Annotated in this window: 21 protein-coding genes; 9 read left to right on the top strand and 12 right to left on the bottom strand. The window is 69.2% G+C overall.

The annotated features are described in order from the left end of the window. Positions 1 to 8: 8 nt before the first annotated feature. The gene (locus NQK81_RS26235) at positions 9 to 1,130 is read left to right on the top strand and encodes a hypothetical protein (protein ID WP_257483625.1); all 1,122 of its coding nucleotides are present in this window, start codon (positions 9 to 11) and stop codon (positions 1,128 to 1,130) included. Here NQK81_RS26235 and NQK81_RS26230 read toward each other — a convergent pair whose 3' ends face one another. Then, positions 1,131 to 4,334: a glycosyltransferase gene (locus NQK81_RS26230; protein WP_257483624.1), complete on the bottom strand. Its 3,204-nt coding sequence runs from the start codon at positions 4,332 to 4,334 to the stop codon at positions 1,131 to 1,133. Positions 4,335 to 4,414: 80 nt separating this feature from the next. Here NQK81_RS26230 and NQK81_RS26225 point away from each other — a divergent pair, with 80 nt between their 5' ends. The 3 genes from NQK81_RS26225 (at position 4,415) to NQK81_RS26215 (ending at position 8,188) form a co-directional block, all read left to right on the top strand. Beyond that, a complete protein-coding gene (locus tag NQK81_RS26225) occupies positions 4,415 to 5,713 on the top strand; it encodes an alginate O-acetyltransferase AlgX-related protein (protein ID WP_257483623.1) in 1,299 nt (432 codons plus the stop codon). A gap of 163 nt (positions 5,714 to 5,876) precedes the next feature. Further along, on the top strand, positions 5,877 to 7,082 hold the full coding sequence (locus NQK81_RS26220; protein WP_257483622.1) for a DUF1707 domain-containing protein: 1,206 nt from the start codon (positions 5,877 to 5,879) through the stop codon (positions 7,080 to 7,082). Next, positions 7,082 to 8,188, top strand: a complete 1,107-nt coding sequence (locus NQK81_RS26215) for a class I SAM-dependent methyltransferase (RefSeq protein WP_257483621.1) — start codon at positions 7,082 to 7,084, stop codon at positions 8,186 to 8,188. The genes NQK81_RS26220 and NQK81_RS26215 overlap by 1 nt, the downstream gene beginning before the upstream one ends. 251 nt (positions 8,189 to 8,439) lie before the next feature. On the opposite strand, the gene NQK81_RS26210 is transcribed toward NQK81_RS26215, so the two are convergent. The 6 genes from NQK81_RS26210 to NQK81_RS26185 form a co-directional block, all read right to left on the bottom strand. Next, positions 8,440 to 9,150, bottom strand: a complete 711-nt coding sequence (locus tag NQK81_RS26210; RefSeq protein ID WP_257483620.1) for a Crp/Fnr family transcriptional regulator — start codon at positions 9,148 to 9,150, stop codon at positions 8,440 to 8,442. Next, positions 9,150 to 9,350: a hypothetical protein gene (locus NQK81_RS26205; protein WP_192747397.1), complete on the bottom strand. Its 201-nt coding sequence runs from the start codon at positions 9,348 to 9,350 to the stop codon at positions 9,150 to 9,152. Before NQK81_RS26205 ends, NQK81_RS26210 begins: the two co-directional genes overlap by 1 nt. Positions 9,351 to 9,876: 526 nt before the next feature. Continuing rightward, a complete protein-coding gene (locus tag NQK81_RS26200) occupies positions 9,877 to 10,545 on the bottom strand; it encodes a response regulator (protein WP_257483619.1) in 669 nt (222 codons plus the stop codon). Further along, positions 10,542 to 11,666 carry a sensor histidine kinase gene (locus NQK81_RS26195; protein ID WP_257483618.1) on the bottom strand — a complete coding sequence of 375 codons (1,125 nt, stop codon included), beginning with the start codon at positions 11,664 to 11,666 and terminating at the stop codon, positions 10,542 to 10,544. Before NQK81_RS26195 ends, NQK81_RS26200 begins: the two co-directional genes overlap by 4 nt. 58 nt (positions 11,667 to 11,724) lie before the next feature. Further along, a complete protein-coding gene (locus NQK81_RS26190) occupies positions 11,725 to 12,573 on the bottom strand; it encodes a hypothetical protein (protein ID WP_257483617.1) in 849 nt (282 codons plus the stop codon). 64 nt (positions 12,574 to 12,637) lie between these two features. Beyond that, positions 12,638 to 13,471 carry a helix-turn-helix transcriptional regulator gene (locus NQK81_RS26185; RefSeq protein ID WP_257483616.1) on the bottom strand — a complete coding sequence of 278 codons (834 nt, stop codon included), beginning with the start codon at positions 13,469 to 13,471 and terminating at the stop codon, positions 12,638 to 12,640. 108 nt (positions 13,472 to 13,579) lie between these two features. On the opposite strand from NQK81_RS26185, the gene NQK81_RS26180 reads away from it, so the two are divergent. The 3 genes from NQK81_RS26180 to NQK81_RS26170 are packed head-to-tail and all read left to right on the top strand — an operon-like array spanning position 13,580 to position 16,459. After that, entirely contained in the window at positions 13,580 to 15,010 is a 1,431-nt protein-coding gene (locus tag NQK81_RS26180) for an MFS transporter (protein WP_257483615.1), read from the top strand. Between the two features lie 53 nt (positions 15,011 to 15,063). Beyond that, positions 15,064 to 15,582: an RNA polymerase sigma factor gene (locus tag NQK81_RS26175; protein ID WP_257483614.1), complete on the top strand. Its 519-nt coding sequence runs from the start codon at positions 15,064 to 15,066 to the stop codon at positions 15,580 to 15,582. After that, on the top strand, positions 15,575 to 16,459 hold the full coding sequence (locus tag NQK81_RS26170) for a VOC family protein (protein WP_257483613.1): 885 nt from the start codon (positions 15,575 to 15,577) through the stop codon (positions 16,457 to 16,459). Before NQK81_RS26175 ends, NQK81_RS26170 begins: the two co-directional genes overlap by 8 nt. A gap of 145 nt (positions 16,460 to 16,604) precedes the next feature. Here the strand turns inward: NQK81_RS26170 and NQK81_RS26165 are convergent, their stop codons facing one another. From NQK81_RS26165 to NQK81_RS26155, 3 genes are read right to left on the bottom strand one after another with little or no spacing between them, the layout of a single operon-like run. After that, on the bottom strand, positions 16,605 to 18,368 hold the full coding sequence (locus tag NQK81_RS26165; protein ID WP_257483612.1) for a gamma-glutamyltransferase family protein: 1,764 nt from the start codon (positions 18,366 to 18,368) through the stop codon (positions 16,605 to 16,607). A gap of 32 nt (positions 18,369 to 18,400) precedes the next feature. Then, a complete protein-coding gene (locus tag NQK81_RS26160; RefSeq protein ID WP_257489850.1) occupies positions 18,401 to 18,808 on the bottom strand; it encodes a hypothetical protein in 408 nt (135 codons plus the stop codon). Positions 18,809 to 18,820: 12 nt separating this feature from the next. After that, positions 18,821 to 20,014 carry an FAD-dependent monooxygenase gene (locus NQK81_RS26155; RefSeq protein ID WP_257483611.1) on the bottom strand — a complete coding sequence of 398 codons (1,194 nt, stop codon included), beginning with the start codon at positions 20,012 to 20,014 and terminating at the stop codon, positions 18,821 to 18,823. A gap of 114 nt (positions 20,015 to 20,128) precedes the next feature. Here NQK81_RS26155 and NQK81_RS26150 point away from each other — a divergent pair, with 114 nt between their 5' ends. Beyond that, positions 20,129 to 20,707, top strand: a complete 579-nt coding sequence (locus NQK81_RS26150) for a TetR/AcrR family transcriptional regulator (RefSeq protein WP_126732548.1) — start codon at positions 20,129 to 20,131, stop codon at positions 20,705 to 20,707. 34 nt (positions 20,708 to 20,741) lie between these two features. Here the strand turns inward: NQK81_RS26150 and NQK81_RS26145 are convergent, their stop codons facing one another. Beyond that, on the bottom strand, positions 20,742 to 22,052 hold the full coding sequence (locus tag NQK81_RS26145) for a UDP-glucose dehydrogenase family protein (protein ID WP_257483610.1): 1,311 nt from the start codon (positions 22,050 to 22,052) through the stop codon (positions 20,742 to 20,744). Positions 22,053 to 22,210: 158 nt separating this feature from the next. On the opposite strand from NQK81_RS26145, the gene NQK81_RS26140 reads away from it, so the two are divergent. Further along, positions 22,211 to 22,969: an SDR family NAD(P)-dependent oxidoreductase gene (locus tag NQK81_RS26140; RefSeq protein ID WP_257483609.1), complete on the top strand. Its 759-nt coding sequence runs from the start codon at positions 22,211 to 22,213 to the stop codon at positions 22,967 to 22,969. Between the two features lie 63 nt (positions 22,970 to 23,032). On the opposite strand, the gene NQK81_RS26135 is transcribed toward NQK81_RS26140, so the two are convergent. Beyond that, positions 23,033 to 23,707, bottom strand: coding sequence for a class I SAM-dependent methyltransferase (locus NQK81_RS26135; protein WP_257483608.1), 675 nt, complete (start codon positions 23,705 to 23,707; stop codon positions 23,033 to 23,035). Positions 23,708 to 23,786: the final 79 nt, after the last annotated feature.

Here is a 23,786-nt window from a genome sequence, read left to right as displayed (position 1 = left end):
GGGGCTAAATGAGCTGGCAGGACGAGCTTCGGCAGCTGGATGTCGAGCTGGCCTCAGGCCGTATCGGGCACACCGAACACCGCAAGAGGCGCGACGAGCTCCTCGCGGAGGCGTCGGGTGGCGCGATGCCGTCACCGGTCGCCTCGCCGCTGCGTCATCCGGCCGGGCCGTGGCACAGCACCAACCCGGCCGCCAGACCGGCCGAGCTTCCCACCGTCACGCTCCCGCCGGTGCCGCCGCCCTCCACCGAGCCGCGCGAAGCTCCGACGAGCGAGCCCCCGAAGGGCAGACGCGCCCTGCCCAGCCTCCCCGACCACAAGACCACCGCGCCGTCGCCCGCCGACATCAACCCGACGGTGTACCTGCGCGCCGAGCCGCCCCAGCCCCGGCGCGATCCGGGCACCCGGCAGCTGCCCCGCAACCTGCCGTCGCTGGCCCCCGACGACGCCGTTCCGCAGCACCGCGCTCCGGCCCTGGAGGACTACGCCGTCGTCGGCAAGAAGAAACCGACCTGGCTGTTCATCGCCGCCGGCGTGCTGGTCGTGCTGGGGCTGATCATCGGCGGCACCGTGTGGCTCGGGGCGCCGAAGGGCGGCGATCAGCAGTCGCCACCCGCCATCGCGCAGGCACCGGACGCACTCGGCGGACCGGGGGCCGCCCAGCCGGAGCCCGCTCTCGAGGACCGCGTTCCGGCGTTGCCGGGCTCGCCGCTCCCCGAGAACTCCACGGTCTCGCTCGACAAAGGGGTCGAGCTGAAGCTCTTCCAGAAGGAGTCCGCGCAGATCTTCGCCCAGCACGGCGTCACCAGCGTCGTCTTCCGTGGATCCAGCGACGGCGACACCGGCTATCTCGCGTACGCCGTCCCCACGCGATCGGACGAAGACGCGAAGGCCGTCGTCGCCTACCTGATGCAGGCTTCCCAGGCGGGCGGATTCGCCCTGCGGCCGGGCGACCCCGAGGTCGTCACCGGGCGCGACGGGGCCCGCCGCCTGGACGGCACGTGGTACACCTCGGGCAAGGTCGCCGTCGGGCTGTGGGCGTCGCAGCCGTTCAACCTGGACAAGAACAAGCTGCGCACCAGCCTCGACAAGACACGCGCCACCTTCAAGGCGGCGCTGCCGCCGAGCTGATCAGGCCTGGCCACCCGGTTCGAGGACGCCGGCGAGGGTCCGCCGGGCCAGTTCCGCACCGAACCGGCTCTCCACCACGGTCTTGCCCTCCTCGGACAGGCGAGCCCACAGCTTGTCGTCCTCGAGCAGGGTGACGATCCGGTCGGCGAGTTCCGCGGCCGTCTCCCCGATCAGGACGTCCTGACCGTGTGTGAGGTGCATGCCCTCGGCAGCGAGTGAGGTCGCGACGACGGGCACGCCGTAACCGAGGCTCTCGCCGAGCTTCCCCTTCACCCCCGCCCCGAACCGCAGCGGCGCGACGACCACTCGCGCGGTCTGGTACACCTCGTCGAGGTCCGGCACCCAGCCCCGCACGACGACGCCGTCGCGTTCGAGTTCGAGCACCGCGGGCGGTGGGTTGCTGCCGACGATCCGCGCGACCGCGTCGGGCCTGCGCTCGCGCACGAGCGGCATGATCTCGGTGGCGAGCCAGTGTGCGGCGTCCTGATTCGGCGTGTGATCGAAGCCGCCGACGAAGACGATCCCGTCGCGACCGTCGGGAACCGACGCGGCGCCGTCGGCATAGTGCACGTTCGACAGCACCTCGACCCTGGCCGACGGGACGAGTTCCCGCAGGAGCTCACGTTCGACGTCGGACACGACGAAGGTGACGTCGGCGATCCGGGTCAGGCCCAGTTCCGACTCCCGCAGCACTTCCGCGCGCCGGCGCAAGGTCACCTCTTCGCTCGTGTCACCGAGTTGCGCGGCCAGATCGGCCTGCCGGGTGAGCCGGACGAAGTGCAGATCGACGGTGTCGTAGGCGATGGTGCAGTTCGGCGCGTGCTGCCGGACCTGCTCGATCAGCTGCCAGGCGACATGCGGCCGCGACAGCACGGCCAGCCGCAGGTCGGGGCCCGCGTCGCGCAGGAACCCCAGCTGCTCGTCCAGGCCGGTGATCACTGTGACGCCCATGCGGTACAGCTGGTTCGCGTACGGCTCCGGCAACGCGTTGTTGAACGGCATGAAGACGACGCGCTGCCCCAGCCCGGTGAGCAGCTCGAGGATCCTGGCCATCCGCACCGACCCGGAATCCTTGTCCGGTGTGGGGACCTGGTGGTCGACCACGAGCACGGTGCCACCGCGATGGCCGTCCTCGGTGCGCTGCCGTGCCGCCCAGACCGCGCGCGCACTGGCCGACGGGAGGTGGTCGCGCAGCTGGACGCTCCACTTGTCCACGAACACGCTGCGGTTCAGTTCCTGGTGCCGCTTGACCCCGGAGGCGAGGTCGGTTCCGTTCGAGATGCCCTCATGGTGGACGACCACGGACGCCGGCTGCACCATCGTCCGGAACCCGGCCGCCCGCACGGCGAACGCGAGGTCGGTGTCCTCGTAGTAGGCGGGCGAGAACCGCTCGTCGAACCCGCCGATCCGCTCGAACAGCTGACGGCGGACCAGTACGGCGGCCCCGGAGCAGTAGTCGACGTCACGCAGTGCCTGGAACCAGGGCAGGTCCGGGTTCTGCAGCCTGCCGTAGTTCCAGCCGGAGCCGTCGGCCCAGATGATCCCGCCGCATTCCTGCAGCCTGCCGTCCGGGTAGACCAGCTTCGAGCCGACGAGCCCGACGTCCGGCCGGGTTTCGACGACGTCGACCAGTTCGTCCAGCCAGCCGGGCCGGACCTCGGTGTCGTTGTTGAGGAACATGACGAAGTCGCCGCGCGCGTGTTCGGCGCCGAGATTGCACGCGCCGACGAAGCCGAGGTTCCGCGGCGCCCGCACCAGCCGGATCCCGGCGCACCCGGCGACCCGGTCGGCGGAGTCGTCGCGCGACGCGTCGTCGACCACGATGACCTCGAACGGGGTGGCGGGCAGGTGACGCTGGATCGAGTCGAGGCAGGCACGCGTGTAGGACCAGTTGCCGTAGACCGGGATGACGACGCTGACGATCGGCTCGTCGCTGGTGGTGACCGCCACCGGGCCGGGTACGGCCGCCGCGATCGGGTCCGCTCCCGTGGGACGGCCGAGCGCCGTCTCGTAGAAGTCACGCAGGCGGGTGCCCCGGGGAGCGAACTTCTCGACCGCGCCGCGGTACGTGCCGAGCACACGCTGGACGAGCGCGGACTGCTCGGCCCGCAGCCGGGAGTTCTCCGCGGCCAGGCGACCGACCGTCTCGCTGAGCTGGACGTTGTTCCGGCCGAGCCACCGCAGCCGGTCTCGATCGTTGGCCGCCTTCCGCTGCAGCAGGCCGAGTTCGTTCGCGGCCCGGCGGTGTTCGGCGCGGGCGCTCTCGGCACGGGCGGTCGCCTCGTCGCGTTCCTCCACCGCACGCCGTTCGGCGGCCGTGATCTCCGCGATTTCGCCCGCCTGCCGGGCGGCCTGTTCGCCTGCCCGGCGCAGCCCGTCCTCGGCACGGCCCAGCGCGACACGTGCCCGCTCCGCCTCGGCCGCGTGCGCCTCCGCGGCGGCGTTGGCCTTGGCGACCAGCGTCAGATGCGGGTCCACCAGCATGGAAGCGTTCGGCAGGGTGATCGGCGCCGAGGACGCGACCGCGACGAAGTACGTGTGCGGCACACCGTCGGCGACGTGCCACTCGTCACCGTCGCCCGGCTCGAGCCGGAACAGCTCGGCCGCCGAGGTTCCGCCGTCGTGGATCAGCGAGCCGACCGCGACGTTCTGCCGCAACAGGGTGACGTGCTCGAAGCTCTTCCCCAGCAGCGTCCGGAAGGCCGACTCGGTCAGCTCGTGGACGTGGAACGGGTTCTGGTTGCCGTGGTCGTGGGTGTACACGGCGAGATCCGGGGTGCTGCACAGGAAGATCCCGCCCGGCGCGAGCCGCGCACGGACGAGGGCCATCATCTCTTCCTGCGCCTCGACGTGCTCGATCGCTTCGAAACAGGTGATCAGCTCGAACGGCTCCGTGCCCGCGAGCGCCTCCGGGTCGGTGATCGAACCGACCTCGAAGGTGACCTCCGGATAGCGGGCGCGAGCATGGTCCACGGTGGCCGGATCGATCTCCAGCCCGACCACCTCGGCCGCGGACCCGGCGAGCAGAGCGCTGCCGTAGCCCTCGCCGCTGGCGAGGTCGAGCACCCGTTTCCCGGCGGCGAACCGGGTGGCGAAGGCGTAGCGGTGATAGTGCTCGTAGATCACCTGGATGTCGTCGACCCACGGCACGCACCGCTCGCCGGTCCACTCGATCAACCGCTCACCAGGAGTCCCCTTGCCCATGACGAGGAGACTATCCGCCGGGGAAACCGGTCTTCACATTCGCCTCCGGCGGCGAGCACGCCCCAGCTACGATCGCGGGTGTGTTCGTCAATCCCCCACCGACTTCGTCCGGGCAGGCAGAGCTGCTCCAGACCCCGGAGTCGTGGTTGCCGAACGAGCACAGCCTTTACCGGCCACGGCACAGCAGGCGGCAGCGGACGGCGCTGACCTGCGGGCTCGTCTTCTTCTTCGTCCCCGTGCTCCTGCTGGTCGTCGGTGTCCGGACCGAGCCGTTCGAAAACCGCCCGCTACGCGAATTCCCCGGTTTCGGCGACGGCTGGAGCTTCTTCACCGGGCTGTCCGGCTGGGCGACCGACCACCTCCCGTTGCGCAAAGCCGCGGTGAACGCGGCCGACGACATCAGTACCGGTGTCTTCGGCGACCCGCCCGGCGCCGCGGCCGGTGCGCAGGACAGCTCGGCGGGGATCCCGAGCAAGGGACGAGTGCCGAAGGGGCCGCAGGCCTACCCGCAGGTGATCGCCGGCAAGGACGGCTGGTTGTACCTCGGGGAGGACATGCACACCCGGTGCGAGCCGGTGCTGGATCTCGACCGGGTGATCTCGGCGTTGAACCGGTTACGTCAGGCGGTCGAGGCGTCGGGACGCCGGTTCGAGCTCGTCTTCGCGCCCGACAAGTCCAGCATGAAGCCGGCGCACCTGCCGGACCACTACGCCGGTCACGACTGCGCGCCACCGCGGACGGCCGAGTTCTGGGGCAAGGTGCCCGCCGCGACCAGGGCGATCGATCTGCGTAACCCGCTCGCCGATGCCGAGCGGCGCCTCGGCCGGTCGGTGTACGACCCGCACGACACCCACTGGACGTTCGAAGCCGGGCTCACCATGACCTACGCGCTCGCGCAGGCGATCACGCCCGGGGTCACCGCGACCTGGCAGGCGAAGGAGAGCGGCTTCCGGTCATGGCCCGCCGACCTCGAACGGCTGCTGGGGCGGTCGGTGGACCGCAACCTGCGGGCCTACGCGCTGGCACCGGACGGCGGTGCCGATCGGACGCGGTACCTCGCCAGCGACTTCAAGACCCCGCTGCGGCTGACCCAGGCCGACACCACCCGCGGCACCGTCAAGCCCAATACGGCGGTGGTCGCCGATTCGTTCAGCCAGTTCGCCAGCCCGTTCCTGGCCGCCACCTGCAAGGATCTGACGATCGTCCACAGCGACACGGTGGCCGGGGGTGACGCCGGTACGCTGAAGGATCTGTTCGAAGACCGCGACGTCGTCGTGTTCGAATTCGTGGAGCGCAACGTCATCGGCGGGTCGTCGGCGCTCCTGCGCGATCAGACCATCGACCAGCTCGCCAAGGTCCTCGCGCAAACACCGAGGTGAGCCGGGCGGCGGGCGGGATCGGGCGTCCGAATATTACGACTCGGTGGTGGGCCGCGACGCCCCGACGACCCCCGTGCACAATGTGCCCGGTGCGGTCATGTAGACCGCGACGACAAAGATCCTTCGTCGCTCGGGGACGACTGATCCAAAAGGGGGTAACGGGGTGACCTGGCAGGAAGAGCTCCGCAGGCTCGACGAGGAACTCGCGGCCGGCAGGCTCACGGCCGACGATTACCGCACTCGGCGTGACCAGGTGCTCTCACAGGCCGTGTCCTTGGAGCACCCGCAACCGCAGGTGCCGGGAGCGAACCCCGCCGAGACGCAGATCATCCAGCCGGTCGCGCCGCCGGGAGAGCCCCCGCGGCCCTCCGCCGACGCGACCCAGATCGTGTCGCCGTCCGACACCGGCGGAGCCGAACGCACCCAGGTCGTCCAGCCATGGCAGCCCCAGCAACAGCCGCCGCAGCAGCACCCCGGTTCGCCCGCGGGCGGGTTCCAGCAGCCGTACGCGCAGCGCCCCGGTGAGCACTCGCCGAGTGGCGGGTTCGCCCAGCCCCCGCAGCCGCAGCAGGGCTGGAACACGCCGCAGGACCAGAGCCCGCCGTGGGGCGGTTCGGAGTTCCCGCCGCTGGCGCCGTCCGGCAACGACACGAACTGGGTCAGCCAGGGGCCGGAGTCGTTCCAGATCAAGTCCTCGTCCGGCGCCAAGCGCAAGGTCATCATCGCCGCGATCGCCGTCGTGGTGCTGGCCGGTGTCGGCGTCGGCGCGTGGGCGCTGTTCTCGAACACCATCGAGGACAACCCCACCGCCCAGCCGACCTCGGGCCAGCAGCAGCCGCCGCCCGCGCCGACCACGACGCCGCTCCCCGAACCCCCGGCGGCCAAGCCCGAGCCGTCGGCCAACGCCGCGGCGCTGACCGACCTCGCCGGCACGCCTCGCGCCGGTGGCGGCACGTTCGACATCGCGAAGCTGAAGTCGGCCAAGTTCCTGCCGGATTCGGTGATCGCGCAGATCGAGCGCAGCGGGATGACCGAAGGCCTGCTCAAGACCAACACCAGTGGTGAGGTCACGCTCGGCCTGATCGCCCTCGACTTCCCGGACGCGCAGGGCACCTCGAAGGTCGCCCAGGAGTACGGGAACGCGCAGTTGGAGGGCGGTCTCACCGCCGAGCGAGCCCTCGCGATGCGCGGGGTGCCGGTCTTCGTCACGAAGTCACCCGACTCGACCGTCTATCGCGCCGTGTACATCCTTTACAGCCGAGTGATCGTCGTCGAGGCCTACGGACCCGAGGCGCAGGCCGAGCAGGCGTTCCGGTCGCTGCTCAACGCGCAAATCCAGAAGGCTCCGCCGACCGAACGCAACAACTGATGAGACGTCCGATCAAGAACCCGTTGCGCGCCTTCGTCAAGCGCTGGGCGGTCGCACGGAAGTCGTATGACGACATGATCATCCGGGCGGGTCGATACGCCGAGCTGTACGAAGAGCTCGGCGTGCGCTACGACCAGCTGACGGCACGCTACGAGGCGGTGACCGACCGGTACTCGGAGCTCGCCGAAAGCCGCCGTCAACTGGAGGTGGCGAACAGGGACCTCCGCTCGTGGCTCGAAGACGTCCTGCGGGCGAAGCAGTCCTTCGAGGACGAGTACCGCACGTGGGTCCCACCCGGCCACTTCTACTCGCCCTTCGCCTCGCAGGAGGAGATCGGCACCCGTGCCGCCACGATCTTCGACTCCTGGCCCGAGGCCGTCGACCTGCGGGAAAACGACCAGCTGGAGCTGTTCGGCACGCTCGCCGAACTGGCCGCGGACCTTCCGTTCACCGCGCGGAAGAACGATCGGCACCGCTACTTCTTCGAGAACTCCGCGTTTTCGTGGTCCGACGCGATCGTGCTGCACACGATGCTGCGCCATCTGCGGCCACGCCGGATGATCGAGGTCGGCTCTGGCTATTCGACCGCGATGACCTTGGACACCATGGACGGCTGGCTGGGCGGCGAGACCGAGCTGACCTGCATCGAGCCATACCCGCAGCTAATGGAAAGCCTCTTCCGGCCCGGCGACGCGGAGCGGGTGCGGGTAATCGGCAAGGCCGTCCAGGACGTCCCGATCGAGACGTTCCAGGAGCTCGAGGCCGGCGACCTGCTCTTCATCGACTCCACGCACGTCGTCAAGGCGGGTTCGGACGTCAACTACCTGTTCTTCGAGGTCCTTCCCCGCCTGCGGGACGGCGTATGGGTCCACGTCCACGACGTGTTCTTCCCCTTCGAGTACCCGATGAGCTGGCTGCGTGAGGGGCGAGCCTGGCAGGAGGACTACCTGCTCCGGGCCTTCCTCATGTACAACGACCGGTTCGAGGTCCGCTGGTTCCAGCACTTCATGTGGACACAGCACCGGGACCTGCTGGAGTCGAAGATCCCGGCGATGGCGCATGACTCCGGCGGCAACATCTGGCTGCAGAAGGTCTCGGGCGGCTAATCCATCCGAGTGAGTTAGGCCGTGTCGGTGAACGCCCTCCCCCGGTGATGCGCCTTATGGGCAGAGCATCGGAACGTTCGGATGCCGGACGAGGAGGAGCCTCATGGCCTGGGAAGTAGCCCTGGTCGCCGTGTTGGCCGTCGTGTTCGCCGTACGGCTGGCGCTTCAACTGAAGCGCGGCTGACCCGATTTTGCGCACCCCGCGGCGCATGCAGGAGATGAACGGGGCCTTCCCATGAAGAAGGCCCCGTTCATCCCATCGCGATCCGCGGTATCCGCAGCTGCGGAATCCGCCGCCGCGCGGACGGGACCGGCGTGAGCGGCGGGCCGTCCTCACGCAACGGCTTCTTCACGTGGATCGTCTTGTAGCCGGTGCTCAGATATCCGTCGTTCTTCAGTTTCGCCATCTCGGCGTTGACCGACGCGGGCGAAGCGCCGATCGCGGAGGCGATGTCCGTGTGGTTCAGTCCCACGTCGATCACGACGCCGCCCTCACCGGGAACCCCGTAGAGCGCCTGCAATCTGGTCAGGAACGCGGTCAACCGGCTCCGCACCTTGGCCGTCGCGAAACCCAGGGCGACGTTCCGCTGCCGCAGCCGGGAGGCCAGTGCCACCGCGATCAGGGCCATCGCCTGGTCGTCATCGTCGAGAAAGCCGCGAAAGGCGTGCTGCGGAACCTCCAGCACCCGAGCCGGCTTCGTGGCGATGTACGAGAGTCTGCTCGGCCGTCCGGCCAGGCAGTCCTCGACGCCGAGCACGTCACCGGCGCCGAGCAGGTCCACGATCATCGGCGTCGTGTCGCCCTGGGCGGCGCGCAACGCCTTCACGAAACCGGACCGCGGGATCAGCACCGGCGGAGCCGGGTCGCCCTGGCGGAGCAGCGTTGTACCCACCGCGTGATCCACGTGCCTGCCGAGGACGAGCAGCCGATGCCACTGCCGTTCGGTGAACTCCACGTCCATCAGCCCACCACCGCCGCGAACGCGTAGAGGATCGCCGGGAGCCCGGCCACGAGCGCCGCGACCGACCCGATGACCTTCGCGGGCTGGGCGACCCTTCCGGCGAGGAGAAGCCGGATGAGGATCGCGGCGAAAACGATGTAGGCCAGGACGACGACGCCCGCGGTGATCACCAGAAGCGGATCAGATGTCTGTGTCGTCAATGGTGACTCCCAGTGAGAGAAGAAAGGTGAATCCAGTTTCTGCCCGGCCGGGTGAGAATCACGTCGGGTAGGTGACATCCCCCTTGCCGTTGAGCCGAAGACTAATGCTCAGCGCGCTTGCGAGAAAGGAACTCAAGTGCGCGGGAACCCGTCCAGGGAGCGGTTTCGCGACGGAAAATGATCGTCGTTCCGTCCGCTGACCGAACAAAAAATCACGCCCCGTATCCGGCGAAGAGAGAACTTCTCGCGCTTTACTTCTGCGTTCGCCCGGAAATCAGCATTAGCCGTACATTCGTCTTGTTTTCGGACCGTCCACCGGAATCGTCCCTCCGGATCGCCGGAGCCCTGGTGGAGACGGAAATAAGGCCTCGCCAATCGAAGTGCACGTGCAGATGCACGTCCTGTATCAGTCCTGCCGACATGTCGATCCGGCGGTCGATTAACGGAACGTCAGCGTGGGGGCCACCTTGGCGACCCACGGTGATCGGCTGAGTTTTTTCGGCAATCTCAGCTTTTTGGGGGAACCTCAACCCCGGCGAGGGCTGACCAGACCCGATTCGTAGGCGAGCACCACCAGCTGCGCCCGGTCGCGCGCCCCGATCTTGGTCATGATGCGGCTGACGTGCGTGCGCGCGGTGGCCGTCGAGATCACGAGATGCGCGGCGATCTCGTCGTTCGACATCCCGCCCGCGACCAGGCCGAGGACCTCGCGTTCGCGGTCGGTGATCTCGCGGACGGCGCTCACGTCGATGCGGCGGTTCTCCGGCCGGTCGACGAACTCGGCGATCAGCCGCCGGGTCACGGTCGGCGCCAGCAGGGCCTCGCCCGCGGCGACCACCTTCAGCGCCCGCAGCAGTTCCACCGGATCGGTGTCCTTCAGCAGGAATCCGCTCGCTCCGGCGCGCAGCGCCTCGTAGACGTACTCGTCGACGTCGAAAGTGGTCAGGACCAGGACCTTCACCCCGGCCAGCTCGGGATTCGCGGTGATCCGCCGCGTCGCTTCGAGCCCGTCGACGCCGGGCATGCGGACGTCCATCACGACGATGTCCGGCCGATGTTCGACGGCGGCCGCGACGGCCTGCTCGCCGTCACCCGCCTCGGCGCAGACCTCGAACCCGTCCTCGGTCTCCAGCAATACCCGGAAACCGGCGCGGACCAGCACCTGGTCGTCGGCGAGAACCACCCGGATCGTCATTCTTCCCCCTTGATGGGCAGGTCCGCGCGGACTTGGAAGCCGCCGTTCACCACGGACGTCGTGAGCGCGCCGCCCAGCGCGGCCGCCCGTTCGGACATCCCGCGCAGGCCGTGACCGGGCGCGGGATCGACGGCGCCACGGCCATCGTCGCGGACGAGCAGCGTCAGCGCACCGGTTTTCCGCTCGAACCTGACGTCGACACCGCGCGCCTGATCCGCGTGGCGGACCACGTTCGTCAGCGATTCCTGCAGGATCCGGTACGCGGCGCCGTCGACGGGCGCGGGCAGCTCCCCCGGTTCGCCGTCGACACGAACCTCCAGCCCGGCGGCGCGGGCGTGTTCGAACAGCTCGTCGACCTGGGCGAGGCTCGGTGCGGGCGCCTTGTCCTCCCCAGAGCGCAGCACGGCCAACGTCGCGCGAAGGTCCTTCAGCGCCGAAGCGCTCGCCTCCTTGATGTTCAGCAGCGCCTCTTTCGCCTGCTCAGGACGCCGGTCGGCGACGTGCGCGGCGACCCCGGCCTGGACGTTGATCATCGCGAGGCTGTGCGCGACGACGTCGTGCACCTCGCGGGCGATGGTGAGCCGCTCCTGCTCGGCCATCCGGTGCCGGTGCTCGTCGGCCTGCTCGCGGCGGGCCCGCGCGGCCGCCATCCCGTTGCGCACCGCCGTCCCGATCCCGACGACCGCGATCACCCAGACCAGCCCCAGCCCGGCCCGCAGGTCGAAGCCGGCCAGCCCGTGCCGGGCGAACAACGCGATCCCCGACGCCACCAGGAGCGCTCCACCGGCACCGCCGGCGACGATCGGCCCGCGGATCTTGGTGAGCAGGAACAGCGCGATGGTCGGCAGCACGATCGCCGGCCCGCCCGGGTTGCCGGACGTGTAGTAGCCGAGCGTCAGCGCGGAGGTGAGCAGGAAGATCGTCATCGGGAAGCGGTGGACGATCAGCAGCGGCACCGCGATGGCGACCAGCCACAGCACTGCGGACGTGGTCAGCGGCGGCGCGTCCGGCTGCCAGCGTGAGGCGCCGCTCGTGGCACCGAGGACGAACCCCAGCGGCAGCACCACGCGCAGCACGCGGCCCACCCATGGGCTCCACGGAAACCGTTCTTTCAGCAGCACGGTCCGAAAACTACCCGTGGCGGGGGTGGATCGCGTCCGTTGAAAAGCGACTTCCCGGCTACGCCGCGTGCGGTAGCCGCCGCAGGACCGAGATCATCATCAGCACCCCACCGGCCACCTGAACCGCCAGCACCGCCGCGTGGTCGGTGGATCCCATGGTGAGCGCGCTGAACAGGCCCCACATCCCCGTGCCCGCCATCGCCCCGGCGCCGGTCCACACCAGCACCAGCCGCGGCCAGAACCGCCCTCGCGACACGTTCGCCAGCGCGAGAGCGGCGAGGACGGCGAGCGCCGCGATCACGACGTCCTGGCCGCGGGCGGCGATACCGCCGGTGCCGAACGCCCAGATCGAGTGGCCGATCGCCGTCACGAGCGCGGCGACGATGCCGAGCATGCCTGCCGCACCGATCGTGCCGGGTTTCACGGTGCCGGTGACGACGAACCACCAGCGGTCGCGGGCGTAGAGCACGAACGCGGTCAACAGCAGAATGCCCTGCCAGGCGAATCCGCCGTAGACGACGGCCCAGACCCAGTTCTCCAGCGGCATTTCGGTCAGTTGCGTGGTGGACAGATCGGCGACGATCACCGGGAGGTTCAGCACGATCGGGGCGAGCAGCCCGGTGCCGATCCAGATCGGGAACAGGACCAGCGGCGCGGGGATGCGGCGGCCCCAGGAGTAGGTGAACGCCAGGGCGAGGATCACCGCGACGACGTCCATCCCGCCGGTGACCAGATTCGCGAACATCATCAGGTCGGAGTCCACAAAGGACGGATCACGCAGGCCGAGGCTGCCGCCCGTGACCCAGGACGCCTTGAGGGTCAGGTACGGGAGCGTGCCGAGGATCGCCGCGTAGCAGACGATCAGGCGGACGCTGGAGATCTTGGGTGGAGCCATCGCTACGGTCATGCATCCCAGCGTCGGCGTTCGCGCCGCGGAACGGCTCCCTCGCGAGCCTGGTCCGCCTCCCCCTTCAGAAGGAGCTGGGCAGCTTGGCCGCGGTTTCCTCGTCCGCCGGGGTCAGCGTCGCCAGCGAGATCTCGGAACGCCGCCCGAGGTACAGGTACGAGAATTCGAACCGCAGCAGGCCGACGTCCGGGTGCAGGTACCGCTTGAGCACGATCCGCTCGCTGGAGACGTCGTGCTCCTTCCACATCCGCTCGAAGAGCTCGGACTCCTGCCGCAACCGTTTGACCAGGTTCTTCCACGCCGGTTCGGCGATGTGCTCGGCCATCGCCGCGCGGAATCCGGCGACCACGCGGGGCAGGTTGACCTCCCAGTCCGGGAGCCTGCGGCGCCATTCGGGATTGGTCAGGCACTGGATCATCGTGTTGCGCTCCTCGAACGGGATGTCGTCGAGGCCGCCCATCAGCCAGTCGTAGGCCCGGTTGTAGGCGAGGATGTCGCACCGCGCGTTGCGCACGCAGACCGGGAACGGCTCCAGTTTGTCCATCATCCGGTAGACGTTCCGGCTGAGGAGTTTGCAGTCCTTCTCCAGCGGCGGCTCCGGCGCCCCGGCGAGGGTGAACAGGTGCGTGTGCTCGTGCGGGTCGAGCCGCAGGGTGCGGGAGATCGCCTCCAGCACCTGCTCGGACGCGTTGATGTCGCGCCCTTGTTCGAGCCACGTGTACCAGGTGACCCCGACCCCGGCCAGCTGCGCGACCTCCTCGCGGCGCAGCCCCGGCGTGCGGCGCCTGCCGCCGATCGGCAGGCCGACCTGGTCCGGGGTGATGCGCTCGCGGCGACTGCGCAGGAAGGCGGCCAGTTCGTGCCGCCGCACCTCGGCCACTCGCGAATCGACGGTCATGGTCACCTCATCAGGTTCGCAAAGCTCGAAGCCGGTTACCAGGTAGTGGCGGTACCAGGATAAACACACTCCTGGTACCAGGGTCGGAATCGGCTGATCGTGGTACTCATGACTTCCACGCAAGTTCCGGTGACGCCTGCCCGCGTCGCCGCCGTCCCGGCCCTGACCTCGGCGGGCCTGGTCACCGTGCTGCTGGGGGCGGCACTTCCGCTCGTCGATTTCTTCATCGTCAACATCGCCCTGCCCGCGATCGGGTCGGATCTCCGCACCTCGTCCGCCACCTTGGAACTGGTGGTCGCGGCCTACGGGATCGCGTACGCCGTCCTGCTCGTCGTCGGCGGAAGGCTCGGCGACGCCTTCGGCCGCCGCAAACTGTTCCTGATCGGGCTGGCCTCGTTCACCTTCACCTCCCTCCTCTGCGGGATCGCGCCGACGGCGTTGACCCTGGTGCTGGCGCGGGCCGCGCAGGGGGCGGCCGCCGCGCTGATGCTGCCGCAGGTGCTGTCGATCATCCAGGCGACCACGACCGGCGAGCGCCGGTCCAAGGCGCTCGGTCTCTACGGCGCGACGGCGGGGCTTTCTATGGTGCTCGGCCAGTTCCTCGGCGGGGCACTGGTGGCCGCGGATCTCTGGGGCACCGGCTGGCGGCCGATCTTCCTGGTCAACGTGCCCGTCGGGGTCGCCGGTCTGCTGGTCGCGCGGCGGCTGATCCCGGAGAGCCGCTCGCGGAACCCACTCGGTGTCGACCGTCCCGGCACGGTCCTCCTGGCGATCGCGTTGGTGTCGCTGTTGCTCCCGCTGGCGGAAGGGCCGGTGCTCGGCTGGCCACTGTGGACGATCGCGCTGCTCGTCGTCTTCCCGTTCGCCGCGGCGGGATTCGTCCACGTCGAACGCCGGATGGAACGCCGTGGCGGGGTTCCGCTGCTGCCGCCTTCGGTGTTGCGGATGCCGAGTGTGCGGCAAGGACTGCTGGTCGGGGTGCCGTTCTTCATCGGGTTCAGCGCGTTCATGTTCGTGTTCGCCGTGACCCTGCAGGACGGCCTCCACCTCGGCCCGCTGGGATCCGGTCTGGTGACGGCGCCGCTTTCGCTCGCGTTCTTCGCGATGTGCCTGGTCAGCAGCCGCCTGGTGACCCGGTTCGGGCAGCGGGTGGTGGCCGCCGGTCTCTCGGTGCAGCTGCTCGGGCTGCCGACGCTGATCGGCACCGTGCTGCTGGAGTGGCCGGATCTCGGCGTGCTCGATTTCGTGCCGGGGATGCTGCTGTGCGGTCTCGGCCAGGGGCTGGCGATGACGACGGTGTTCCGGATCGTGCTGTCGAAGGTTCCGCCGGAGATCGCCGGGGTCGGCAGCGGGATGCTGACGACGTCGCAGCAGGCCGCGATGGCGCTGGGCGTGGCGACCCTTGGCACGTTGTTCGCCTCGGCCGCCGCCGGACCGCTCGGGATGAAGGGCGCGTTCGTGCTGGTCATCGGCATTCAGGCGGTGCTGACGGTCGGGGTGATCACGGTGGCCCGGCGGCTGCCGGATCCGCGAACCTGAGAAAGTTCGGTTTCACCCGTCGGAGTTCAGGCTCCCCGAGCGACGATGGGGATGTGACGGAACCGCGGGTGCATCGGGACCCGGCCTTCGCGCTGCTTTCGCTCTACGAGACGGCGTTGCCGGAGGTCTACGGGTACCTGCTGTCCCGGTGCGGTGATCGCACCCTCGCCGAGGAGCTGACGTCCGAGACGTTCCTCGGCGCGGTGCGGGCCTGTCGCAAGGAGTTCGCACCTCCAGTGAGCACCGGGTGGCTGATCGGCGTCGCCCGGCACAAGCTCGCCGATCACTGGCGGCGCAAAGCACGTGAGGAACGCGGGCTACGGCTCGTCCACGAGGAGGAATACACCGATCCGTGGGACGAACGGCTGGACGCGCTTCTGGCACGCGAGGTGCTCGCGTCGCTCGGGGCGCATCACCAGGCCGCGTTGACGCTTCGCTACGTCGACGGCCTCCCGGTACCGGAGGTCGCCGGCCATCTCGAGCGCACGGTGCACGCCACGGAGGCGTTGCTCGTGCGGGCCCGTGCCGCGTTCCGGCGTGCTTACCAGGAGAAGGAGGGTCGCGATGCCTGATCCGTTCGACGCGCTTCGCGCGCCCTCGCAGCCTGTCGAGCCTGACCCGCTCTTCGCCGCCGAACTGCGCGACAACCTTCGTCGCGCCGTCCTGAACGGAGCCGATATGACGGAAACACTCACTACCGAAGCGGAAGTACGTTCCCTGACGCCCTATCTCGTGGTCACCGACGCGCGCGCCGCACTCGACTTCTATGTCGAGGTGTTCGGGGCGCGGCGTCGGTCCGATCCGATCGTCATGGAGGACGGCCGGGTCGGGCACGCGGAACTGGCCATCGGGGACAGCGTGCTGATGTTCGCGGAGGAATTCCCCGAACTGGGCATCGTCGTGGCGCCCGCCGGTGGCCCGCTGATCCGGGTCGAAGTCGCGGACGTGCACGCGTCGGCCGCGCGGGCCGTGGAGCTGGGCGGGGAGCTGCGGCGTCCCGTCGCGGACGAAGGCCACGGGCTGAGCGGAGAGATCAAGGACCCGTACGGCCAGCGGTGGCTTCTCGCGCAGGCGGCGCTTCGGCCCGCTTCGGCCGCTACGCCGATCCGGCACGGCGAAGCCGGCTACTTCACCTTCCAGGTGCCCGACGATGAACGCGCGAAGGCGTTCTACGGCGCGGTTCTGGGCTGGCAATTCTCGCCCGGGCGCGTCGAAGGCGGCTGGGGCGTCGAAGGTTCCGGACTGCAGGGCGGGCTCTGGGGCGGACCGGGACGGCAGGTGGGCTGGAAGCTCATGTACGCCGTCGACGATCTCGCCGCCGCCCTCGACCGTGTCCGCGCCCAAGGCGGCCAGGTCGGCGAAACCGAACAGCAGCCCTACGGCCTGAGCGCCGACTGCGTGGACAACCAGGGCATCGAATTCTGGCTCTGGGAACAGCCGCGCTCTTGAGTCACCACCCAAACCCCCGCCCATCCCAGGGGGGCGACCCCGAAGCCAGTCTATCGCCGATGGGGGCGGGGAGGCGGGCGTGAGCCGAGTTGTCCACAGGTAGGAGGCATTGTGGACAACGTCGATGTACTGAGGCTGGAGAGCGTCAGCGGCCGACGGCGTAGCCCTGCATTCCGCGCGCGTTCGCGGCGGCGCGCAGGACACCGCCGGACCGCGACACGGCCGAAAGTCGCCCGAGCGCCCAGGGTCCGGCGTCGACGACGGCGTGCCCGCGCGCGGCGAGAGCGTCCATTGTGGACTGACCGAGCCGCGATTCGACCACCAGCTCCCGCGGCGTCCACGAACGCGGATAGAACGAACTCGGGAACGCGGTCGTATGCCACGCGGGCGAGTCGATCGACTCCTGCAGGTTCAGCCCGCCGAGCGTGTGCGCCAGCCAGAAACACAGCTGCCACTGGTCCTGCTGGTCGCCGCCGGGCGTCCCGAACGCGAGCACGGGCTCGCCGTCACGCAGGCCCATCGACGGCGAAAGCGTGATCCGCGGCCGCTTCCGAGGCGCCAGCGAGTTCGGCAAACCCTGTTCCAGCCAGAACATCTGCCCACGCGAGTCGAGACAGAAACCGAGCTCCGGGATCGTCGGGCTCGATTGCAGCCAGCCGCCCGACGGCGTCACCGAGATCATGTTCCCAGCCGCGTCGACGACGTCGATGTGCACGGTGTCGCCCCGAGTTTCGCCCAGCGGCCCGACCGTCGGCTCCCCCGTCGCACCGGAACCGGATTCCAGCCCGCGCAGCTTTTCGAGAATCGCGGGCAGGCGCGGTGAGGGGCCTCCTGGCCGGAGTTCGGCGGACGCTTCGTCGGTGATCAACGCGCGGCGGGCGTCCGCGTACTCTCGGGAGATCAGCAACTCGATCGGCACGTCGGGCGAATCCCCGAACCAAGCCTCACGATCCGCGAACGCCAGCTTCGCCGCCTCGACGGCCAAGTGCACCGTGCGCTCCGTCGGGATTCCGTCCACATAGGACAGTTCGTCCCGCAGGCCGTCCAGCAACCGCGCCTGCTGCAGCAACGCCGGGCCTTGCGTCCAGGCGCCCATCTTCACCAGGCCCCACTCGCCGAAGTCGACCTGCAGCGCGTCCTCGTACGTCGCTTCCCAGCCCGCGATGTCCTCGCCGGTGAGCAGACCGGCGTGATCGCGCCCGGAATCGTCACGGAAGGCCTTGCGGCTGAACGCTTCGATCGCCTCGGCGACGAAACCCTGCGACCACGCGCGGCGTCCGGCGTCGATCTGTGCCTCTCGGCCGGTGGCCGACTCGGCCTCGGCGAGCAGCCGCTCCCAGGTGTCCGCGAGGGCCGGGTTGCGGTGCAGCCCTTCGGCGGGCTTGCCGTCGGGCAACCATAGCGCCGCGGACGTCGGCCAATGCTCGGTGAAGAGCTCCTGCACCGCGCGGATGGTGTCACCGACCCGGCTGACCAGCGGAATCCCGTTGCGGGCGTATGAGATGGCGTAACCGAGCACGTCGCGCAACGACTTCGTACCGTGATCCCGCAGGAGCAGCAGCCAGCCGTCCCAGGCCCCCGGGACGGTCGCGGGGAGCAGACCGCTGCCGGGGATCAGGTCGAGCCCGAGGTCCGCGAAGTACTCCGGCGTCGCGGCCGCGGGCGAGACCCCCTGACCGGCGAGAACTCGCGGAGTCCGGTCGGCGGCGGTGACGAAGATGCCGGGGACCTGCCCCGCCGGACCGCACAAATGCGGCTCGGCGACCTGCAGGACGAACCCGGCCGCCACCGCCGCGTCGAAGGCGTTGCCGCCGTTTTCGAGCACCGCCATACCGGTGGCCGAAGCCAGCCAGTGCGTCGATGCCACCATGCCGTGGGTGCCGGCCAGTTCCGGCCTGGTCGTGAACACGGAGCCGATACTACGCTTTGCTAACTACTTTTTCAGTCCCAGTAGTTGAAGAGGGCTTCGCCGAGGTTGTCGGGCCGCCAGTACCTGACGTCGTCTTCATCGACCCAGGGCCACGCGGCCTGGTCAAGCGGCCCCTCGAGCTCGGCGCGGGTGAAGATCCGGCAGACGGGGAGCAGCTCTTTCAGGACGGCCAGCAACCCCGGCTCGTCGATGAAGGTGAGCGAACCGAATTCCACCGGCGTCGCGGCGATGCCGAGCCCGTGCCAGGTCGCGTTCCTGCCCCAGTCCCGCGTCCACAGCACGGCGACGGTGCGGTGCGGATAAATGATGTGACACTGGTCGAAGTTGGGCGCGTAGCAGGAGTACCGGAACTCCTTCACCTCACCGGCCGTCCGCCGGGCAGCCTCGTAGCAGCCGCGGCGAAAGCCCTTCTTGTCCATCACCCACCGAAACTATCCCCGCGCGGCCACCGGCGCGTCATAGTTTTCCAGCGTCGCCGCGTTCGCCGCCCGCGACGTGATCCACGTGAACACCTTCGTCATCGGCCGCGAGCCCAGCACCCGGTAGAGGAAGTTCCGGTAGCCGACCATGAACCGGGTCTTCGGTGCGAGGAACGTGCCGATCCCGGCCGCCTGCTTCTGCGAAATCTTCACCGGACCGCGCAGCTTCTCTTCGTAACGCGCGAAAGCGACTTCGTGGTCACCCTGCGCGGTGGCGAGTTCGCCCGCCAGGACGTACGCGCCCATCATCGCGAGCCCGGTGCCCGAACCGCCCGGACCCGCGCACCAGGCCGCGTCTCCGAGCAGCACGACCCGGCCCCGTGACCACTTGTCGAGGTGGATCTGGCTGAGCGAATCGAAGTACAGCGCGTCGACGTCGCCGAGGCCTTCAAGCAGCGTCGGGGCTTCCCAGCCGAAGTCGGCGTAGCGCTCGACAAGGATCTTCTTCTGCGCGTCGCCATCGCGGCGACGCACCTCCAGCGACTCCGACGCGAACACGAGGCTGACGTTGAGGGCCGAACTGTCGCGACCGCTGGCGACCATGACCGTGCGGCCGGGGACGCTGCAGATCTGGCCGAGATGATCCAGCCCGAGGTGGTTCGGCACGGTGAAGCCCGCGGCGTGGAAGCCGAGGTCGGTGCGGAACCGCTCTTCGTCGCCGAACATCAGCCGCCGCACGCCCGAGTGCAGCCCGTCCGCGCCGACGACCAGGTCGAATCTGCGTGACTCGCCGTGGGCGAAGCCGACGTCGACGCCGTCCGCGACCTCGTCCAGCCCGGTGATCCAGTCACCGAAGACGTACTCGACGTCGTCCTTCGTGTGGTCGTAGAGGATGCGGGTCAGATCTCCGCGCTCGATCTCGACTTCGCCGCTGAAGAACACCGACGGCATCTGGGCGACCTTCTTGCCCCGGACGTCGACGATGACCTGCGCGCCCATCGCGGTCTCCTTCGCGCGGATGTCCTCGAGGATTCCCATGCGCTCCAGCAGGGCCATCTGCTCGCCGCGGAAGTCGACAGCACTGCCGCCTTCGCGCAGGGCCGGGGCACGTTCGACGACGGTCGGCGCGAAACCGCGCTTCCGCAGCCAGAACGCGAGGGCCGGGCCCGCGATGCCGGCGCCGGAGATCAGAACGGTGGTCGTCATGGCTGCTCCCTGGGGTTCGTGGTGATGGAAGCGACCGTACGGCAGATTTGCACGCTTGGTCAATCCATTTGGTTAAACCAAGTGGATAAACCGCGTGGCCTAGGATCCCGGGACATGGGTAATCGCGAGGACCTGATGGCGGGCGCCATCCAGTGCTTGAAGGAAAAAGGCTGGTCACGCACGACGGTGCGGGATATCGCGACGGCGGCCGGGGTCAGCCACGCGGCGATCGGCTACCACTTCGGCTCGCGCGAAGCCCTCCTGCTGACGGCGTTCTCGCAGGCGATGGACGACTGGGGCCGGGAAATCCAGGCAGAGATGATGAGCGCCGTCGACCCCGACGCGTCGCCCTCGGAGCAGTACGCGGCGTCCTGGCGCGCGATGATCGACTCCTACGGGCGCAACCGGCAGCTGTGGATCGCCTCGATCGAGGCGTTCGTGCAGTCCGAACATCACCCTGAGCTGCGGAAACAGCTCGCCGCCGCACAGCGAGAGGGCCGCCGGGGAATGGCGGCGGGCATCCTGGGGATCGACGAGGAGACCCTCACCGAGGCGGACGAGCGGCGGATCGGCGCGGTGGCCACGGCCCTGAACTCGGGCGTGATGCTGCAGCACATGCTCGACCCGGAGAACGGCCCGACGGCCGAAGAGGTCGTGGAAGGGCTGATGAAACTCGTCTCCCTGGTGTCCTGAAAGGGTCGTTCAGGACACCAGGGAGGCGGGTGGGTCAGGAGACGGCGACCTTCCGCCGCAGCGCCGCCCGCGGCCGCCCGACGCCCTGCCACGACAGGCCGGCGTCCAGGATTCGTTGCGGGTCGAGGAGATTGCGTGTGTCGACGACCGAGTCGCCGTCCATCTGCTCGGCCATGTAGGTCCAGTCGAGCCGCTTGAACTCGTCCCATTCCGTCAGCACGACGACGGCGTCGGCCGCCTTCGCGACCTGGTACGGGTCGTCGACCACGGTCATGCCGTCGATGTGGCCGCCGACGGCGGGGTCGTAGGCGGTCAGTTCCGCGCCGAGCGCGCCCAGCACGGAAGCGACCGCGAGGGCGGGCGAGTCGCGCAGATCGTTCGTCCCGGCCTTGAACGCCAGCCCGAGGATGCCGATCCGCGAACCGGCCAGTGTGCCGCCGACCGCGCCGGCGATCTTCGCGACGATCCGGTCCCGCTGCGCGATGTTCTCCTCGATCGCCGAGGTGAGCAGCGTGAAGTCGTACTGCACCGACTCGGCGACGCGGACCAGCGCGCTGGTGTCCTTCGGCAGGCACGAGCCGCCCCAGCCGGGGCCGGGTTTGAGGAACGAGCGGCCGATGCGCCGGTCGTAGCCCATCCCCTCGGTGACCAGGTCGATGTCCGCGCCGAGGCGTTCGCACAGTTCGGCGATCGAGTTCACATAGGACAGTTTCATCGCGAGGAAGCAGTTCGCCGCGTACTTCACCAGTTCCGCGCTGGCCGCGTCGGCGACGACGACCGGCGCGGCGAGGTCGGCGTAGAGATCGCCGACCCAGCGGGCGGCCGCGACGTCGTCCGAGCCGACGACGATCCGGTCGGGGCCGAGGAAGTCCTCCACCGCGGTGCCCTCACGCAGGAACTCGGGGTTCGACACCACCGGCACGTCCGTGCGGCCGAGCATCGCCTGGATGCGCTTCGACGTCCCCACCGGGACGGTCGATTTGGTGACCAGCGCGCACCCCGGCGGGATGACGTCGCCGATCTCGGCGGTCACGGCCTCGACCGCCCGCAGGTCCGCCGAGCCGCCCGCGCCCATCGGCGTTGGCACACAAAGGAAAACGGCCTCCGCGTCCCGGACGGCGTCGCGCGCGCCGACCACGAATTCGAGTCTTCCGCTGGTCAGCCCCCTCGACACCAGCTCGGACAATCCCGGCTCCAGGATGTCCACCCGTCCGGCGGAGAGCCTTGCGACCTTCGCCTGGTCGACATCGACGCAAGTGACTCGATGCCCCAGGCCGGCCAAGCAGGCTCCCGTGGTCAATCCGACGTAACCGGTCCCCACCACCACGATCCGAGCAGCGCTCATGCTGCTGAAGGTGACAGCCGGAGTTGACCTCCAAACGAACGGAATGCTTCAGGTCCGAATACTCCTCACGACATGCTGCGCACCCGAGTGAGCCATCCCACCCGGGCCCGATGCGAACGAGCGTTAACCTATGAACGGTTGTCGACGAAAGGGAGAACATGCAGATCACCGATACCGCGGCGCTGGTCACGGGTGGCGCGTCCGGGCTCGGCGGCGCGACCGCGAAGGCGCTCGCCGCGAAGGGCGCGCGGGTCTTCGCGCTGGACCTCGCCGGTGCCATCGCGAACGCCGAGCAGATCGAGAACGTCACCTACGTCGAGGCCGATGTCACCGACCCGGAGCAGGTGCGGGCCGCGGTCGCGACCGCCGCCGAATCCGGCGTGCCGCTGCGGACCGTGGTGAACTGCGCCGGGATCGGGCCGTCCGCGCGGATCCTTTCGAAGAAGGGCCCGCACGACCTCGCCCTGTACGCGAAGGTCGTCCAGATCAACCTGATCGGTTCCTTCAACGTGCTGACGCTGGCCGCCGAGGCCATCGCCAAGACCGAGCCGCTGGCCGACAACGCGCGCGGCGTCATCATCAACACCGCGTCGGTCGCCGCCTTCGACGGCCAGATCGGGCAGGTCGCGTACTCGTCGTCCAAGGGCGGCATCGTCGGGATGACGCTGCCCGCCGCGCGCGACCTCGCGTCGCACGGCATCCGCGTGCTGACCATCGCGCCGGGCATCGTCGACACCCCGATGCTGGCGACGGTGAGCGAGGAATCCCGCGCTTCGCTGGCCGAAGGCGTGCCGTTCCCGAAGCGGCTCGCGCGGCCGGACGAGTACGCGCAGCTCGCGCTGTCGCTGATCGACCACGACTACCTGAACGGCGAGGTCATCCGGATGGACGGCTCGCTGCGCATGGCCCCTCGCTGAGCCGGATGCCAGGAAAGGGTCGTTCCTGACGAAAAATGTCAGGAACGACCCTTTCCTGACATTTCAGGGACGGGTGAGGCGGACGTCCAGGCCGATCCCGGCCGTGCTGACCTCGCACGTCCGGAACGCGGTTTCGGCGACCAGCCCGCTGAAATCGACAGGCGTGTAAGCACGCCGCCGCAGCTGGCCGAGCGTCTGCCGGGTCGCCAAAGCGGCCAGCTTGCCGAGCTTCATGCTCGCGACCTCACGCACGATGTCGCCGTCGGTCGCGTCCCGGTTCATGTCCTGCACCACGGCCGTACCGCCAGGGCGCAGCACGCGGTACATCTCGTCGAGCGACTTCACGGGCCACACGAAGTTCTTGAACGCGGCCTGGCAGACGACGAAGTCGAACGTCTCGTCGTCGAACGGCATCGCCGCGACATCACCCTCGCGGAACGAGACCTCGACGCCTTGAGCCCGCGCGTACTCGCCCGCGATCTCCACGAACGTCGGCGCGACGTCCAGTCCGGTGACGGAGAAGCCGAGCCGCGCCAGCTCGACGGCGAAGTAGCCGGGGCCGAAGGCGACCTCGAGGATCTTCGCGCCTTCCGGCAGGCCTGCCGTGAGTTCGCGGGCCTGCGTCCGCCAGAGTTCGATCTGCGGTTCGGTGCCGCGTTGCCGGGCGTAGTTCCGCGCCAGCGCGCCGCCCATCTCCGGGATGAGCTTGAACCGCTTCCTGTCCTTGATGTTCGTCATGGTCACTCCAGGTCGGTTTCCCGGAGCCCGGTTATCCTCAAGATGCCGTCTCGTGGCCGGGTTCCGGTTGCGGGATCGT

Source organism: Amycolatopsis roodepoortensis (assembly GCF_024628825.1).
Taxonomy (GTDB): domain Bacteria; phylum Actinomycetota; class Actinomycetes; order Mycobacteriales; family Pseudonocardiaceae; genus Amycolatopsis; species Amycolatopsis roodepoortensis.
Note: the sequence above shows the minus strand (reverse complement) of the source record. Positions and strands in the feature narration are given on the sequence as shown.